This window comes from Gemella sp. GH3 (assembly GCF_013415425.1).
In the GTDB taxonomy this organism is placed as follows: domain Bacteria; phylum Bacillota; class Bacilli; order Staphylococcales; family Gemellaceae; genus Gemelliphila.
Genome location: NZ_JACBYC010000106.1, coordinates 1 through 3737, shown reverse-complemented (window position 1 = coordinate 3737; position 3737 = coordinate 1). Strand labels below are relative to the sequence as shown.

5 protein-coding genes and 1 pseudogene are annotated in these 3737 nt (G+C 33.4%); 5 read left to right on the top strand and 1 reads right to left on the bottom strand.

Going from position 1 to position 3737, the window contains the following annotated elements:
• Positions 1-123: 123 nt before the first annotated feature.
• Positions 124-798 (bottom strand): IS6-like element IS257 family transposase, encoded by a 675-nt coding sequence (locus tag HZY83_RS04020; protein ID WP_179942787.1) that lies wholly within the window; start codon positions 796-798, stop codon positions 124-126.
• 56 nt (positions 799-854) lie between these two features.
• Between HZY83_RS04020 and HZY83_RS04015 the strand changes: the two are divergent.
• The 5 genes and pseudogenes from HZY83_RS04015 to HZY83_RS03995 all read left to right on the top strand — a co-directional run.
• Positions 855-1097: pseudogene (locus HZY83_RS04015) on the top strand (replication initiation factor domain-containing protein); the annotation flags it as partial.
• Positions 1098-1396: 299 nt separating this feature from the next.
• Positions 1397-1780 (top strand): plasmid mobilization protein, encoded by a 384-nt coding sequence (locus tag HZY83_RS04010; RefSeq protein ID WP_161382466.1) that lies wholly within the window; start codon positions 1397-1399, stop codon positions 1778-1780.
• Positions 1762-1962, top strand: a complete 201-nt coding sequence (locus tag HZY83_RS04005) for a hypothetical protein (RefSeq protein WP_161382469.1) — start codon at positions 1762-1764, stop codon at positions 1960-1962. Before HZY83_RS04010 ends, HZY83_RS04005 begins: the two co-directional genes overlap by 19 nt.
• Positions 1949-2800 (top strand): relaxase/mobilization nuclease domain-containing protein, encoded by an 852-nt coding sequence (locus HZY83_RS04000; protein ID WP_179942786.1) that lies wholly within the window; start codon positions 1949-1951, stop codon positions 2798-2800. Before HZY83_RS04005 ends, HZY83_RS04000 begins: the two co-directional genes overlap by 14 nt.
• 25 nt (positions 2801-2825) lie before the next feature.
• The gene (locus HZY83_RS03995; RefSeq protein ID WP_179926127.1) at positions 2826-3302 is read left to right on the top strand and encodes a DUF334 domain-containing protein; all 477 of its coding nucleotides are present in this window, start codon (positions 2826-2828) and stop codon (positions 3300-3302) included.
• The last annotated feature ends 435 nt before the right edge of the window (positions 3303-3737 follow it).

Here is a 3737-nt window from a genome sequence, read left to right as displayed (position 1 = left end):
TTGTATATCTTTATCGCCTTTTTTATTCGGTTTAATTGCTTTGATATTTGCGACAGGTTTGTAATGGTTCTGTTGCAAAGTAAAAAATATAGCTAACCACTAATTTATCATGTCAGTGTTCGCTTAACTTGCTAGCATGATGCTAATTTCGTGGCATGGGGAAAATCCGTAGATCTGAAGAGACCTGCGGTTCTTTTTATATAGAGCGTAAATACATTCAATACCTTTTAAAGTATTCTTTGCCGTATTGATACTTTGATATCTTGTCTTTCTTACTTTAATATGACGGTGATCTTGCTCAATGAGGTTATTCAGATATTTCGATGTACAATGACAGTCAGGTTTAAGTTTAAAAGCTTTAATTACTTTAGCCATTGCTACCTTCGTTGAAGGTGCCTGATCTGTAATTACCTTTTGAGGTTTACCAAATTGTTTAATGAGACGTTTGATAAACGCATATGCTGAATGATTATCTCGTTGCTTACGCAACCAAATATCTAATGTATGTCCCTCTGCATCAATGGCACGATATAAATAGCTCCATTTTCCTTTTATTTTGATGTACGTCTCATCAATACGCCATTTGTAATAAGCTTTTTTATGCTTTTTCTTCCAAATTTGATATAAAATTGGGGCATATTCTTGAACCCAACGGTAGACCGTTGAATGATGAACGTTTACACCACGTTCCCTTAACATTTCAGATATATCACGATAACTCAATGCATATCTTAGATAGTAGCCAACGGCTACAATGATAACATCCTTGTTAAATTGTTTATATCTGAAATAGTTCATACAGAAGACTCCTTTTTGTTAAAATTATACTATAAATTCAACTTTGCAACAGAACCTTACAACCAGATTGGAAAACTATCGAACGTACTTCTGATAGAGCAATGGTTTTTATGTTGTTGAATGACGAAGAAGAATGGGGAAAATTAGAAAGACGTACTAAGAATAAATATAAGCAATTAATTAAAGAAATATCTCCAGTTGATTTAACGGAATTAATGAAATTGACTTTAAAAGCGACTGAAAAACAATTGCAAAAGCAGATTGATTTTTGGCAGCGTGAATTTAAATTTTGGAAGTGAATTAAATTTTATACACGCAAGTGATCATAAAATTTATGAACGTATAGCAACCACCATTTTTGGTTGCTGGGGCTTTAATGGTTTTGAACTTAGTGGCTAGCAATTAGCCACTATTTTTGTGCCAACAAAAATACAAAAGGGGCATGGGGATATTCCCCATCAAGCCGGTATATTCAGAACGAAGTGGCTAGAATATACGACGCTTGCCAAACCACTTTATTACTTGATAAAATTTAGGTTATGATTTAAGCTAAATTTGTATTAAGTAATAATTTTCGAAGAAAGCGTGGTGGGATTAAATGAGCGAACAAAACACATTTGTGGCTAGCGACGAAACTGTTGGGCGAAACCGTAAACCCAACCGTAAGGAGCCAAAACAAATTAGTTTTCGTGTGAGCGAATCCGAATATTTAAAGTTAAGGCAATCTGCGGAAACTTTAAATATGAGTGTGCCTGCTTTCGTAAAGAAAAAGGCACAAGGCAGTCGATTAGTCGCACCAAAATTTGATAAAGAAACGCGACAATCGATTGCTAGAGATTTAAGTAAGTTAGGTGCAAACGCCAATCAGATTGCTAAATATTGTAATAAACATCAACATGAAACACCGAACTACGAAGCATTAGAACGTAACATTAGTGAATTACGTGAAAGGTTGAACGATATATGGCAAAGCCTAAATTGAGACTAACTTTTAATATTATTATCGGTATATTGGCACTTACTTATATTGGTTTAGCTATATTTTTCGATTTTACTAATAATATTTGGTTTATGGCTTTTTTATTCATCGTTATGATTTTGCATATTTTAAAAGCAATTTTTGCACCTAAAAAGAATCGGAGTGATAACGATGGCAACAACTAAATTAGGTAATACCAAATCGGCAAGTCGAGCAATCAATTACGCAGAAAAGCGAGCAGAAGAAAAAAGTGGCTTAAATTGTGATATAGATTATGCAAAATCATCGTTTAAGCAAACACGAGCTTTATATGGCAAAGAGAATGGTGTTCAAGCACATACAGTGATTCAATCGTTCAAGCCTGGCGAGGTAACGTCAGAGCAATGTAATCAATTGGGTTTAGAATTGGCAGAAAAGATTGCACCTAATCATCAAGTAGCCGTCTATACGCACGCAGATACAAATCATGTACACAATCATATTGTGATTAATTCAATTGATTTAGAAACTGGGAAAAAATATCAAAGCAATAAAAAACAAAGAGAGTTCGTAAAACAAAAAAATGATGAAGTATGTAGAGAACATGGATTGTCTGTAACTGAACGCAATGCAACAATGCGATATACTCAAGCCGAAAAAGGCTTAATTGAAAAAGGTGAAAGCTCTTGGAAAGACGAAATTAGAGATGCGATTGAACAATCACAAGCGACAAATTTTGAGGAGCTTGAGAGAGAGTTGAACCAATTAGACATCACAATCGATCGTGTCACAAACAAAACAATCACTTACAGACACTTGAAAGAAAATAAAAAAGTGAGAGGTAAAAATTTAGGTGAACAATTCGATAAGGGGGCATTAGAAAATGAGTTTGCGGTCGCAAATGAACGGAGAGAATTCGAGCAACAATTATCAGAATACGAACCAAGAGAAAGTGAGTACAGACCAAGAGATACAGAAAAAAATATTAAACGTCCTAAAGAACTTAGAGTCCAATCACGAGAAAACGACTTTGAACTTGAGTGATGAAGACAAGCTATATATATCACGAATGACCGATCAGATAAAACGCTCGAATACGCACGAGATTAAAGTAAATATTGAGACAGATGATAATCTAAGCGAATTTATTAAACAAAAAATCGATGAGAAATTTGATGAAAAAATACCTAATCTTCGTACAAAGCAAACAATGGAACAATTCAAATGGTCTTTGATGAGAATTGAGGATAAACAAGAAATACTCGATGACAATATTGAAAGTGTTCACAAATGGGCGACTTACTTTAAGTCAGCGTTGATGTTGACACTATTTGCCGTTTTATTGATTAGCGTTGTCGCTACATTCATGGGTGGTTTATTTAATGTTTTAGGATTTGACCACATGTATAAAGGGCTAGAATATCAAATAAAGCACTCAGAAGGCTTTGTAGCATTTTTATGGCATTTAGGATACTTGATACCTTATTTACTATTAGCGACGCTGATATGGCTTATATTGGCTTTAGAACACAAATATAGATATTAACACGCATTTATGCCGAGAAAATTTATTGATGTTGAGAAGAACCCTTAACTAAACTGTAGCGACGAATGTCGGCATAGCGTGAGCTATTAGGCCGACGAGTCGACAGTTTTGGGGTTTGTTAAGGGTTCAGAGGCTCAACGTCAATAAAGCAATTGGAATAAAGCAAAAATTTATACAATTTCAAATAGGAGGTTTTCATGTGATAAAAGAGTTATTTTTAAGTGTATTGTTTTTTATTGTTATTATTTTGATCTTAACGTTTTCAGATTATATATTTTTAAATGATATCAATACTTTAAAAAATATATTGGCAACAATGGCTATAACAATATTTATTATGTGTGTTATAGGGAGGGATTAAATGAAATTAAAAAAAGTAATAGTTACTATTATGTTTTTATTAGTAATAATATTTTCTTTAAACATTATTATAAG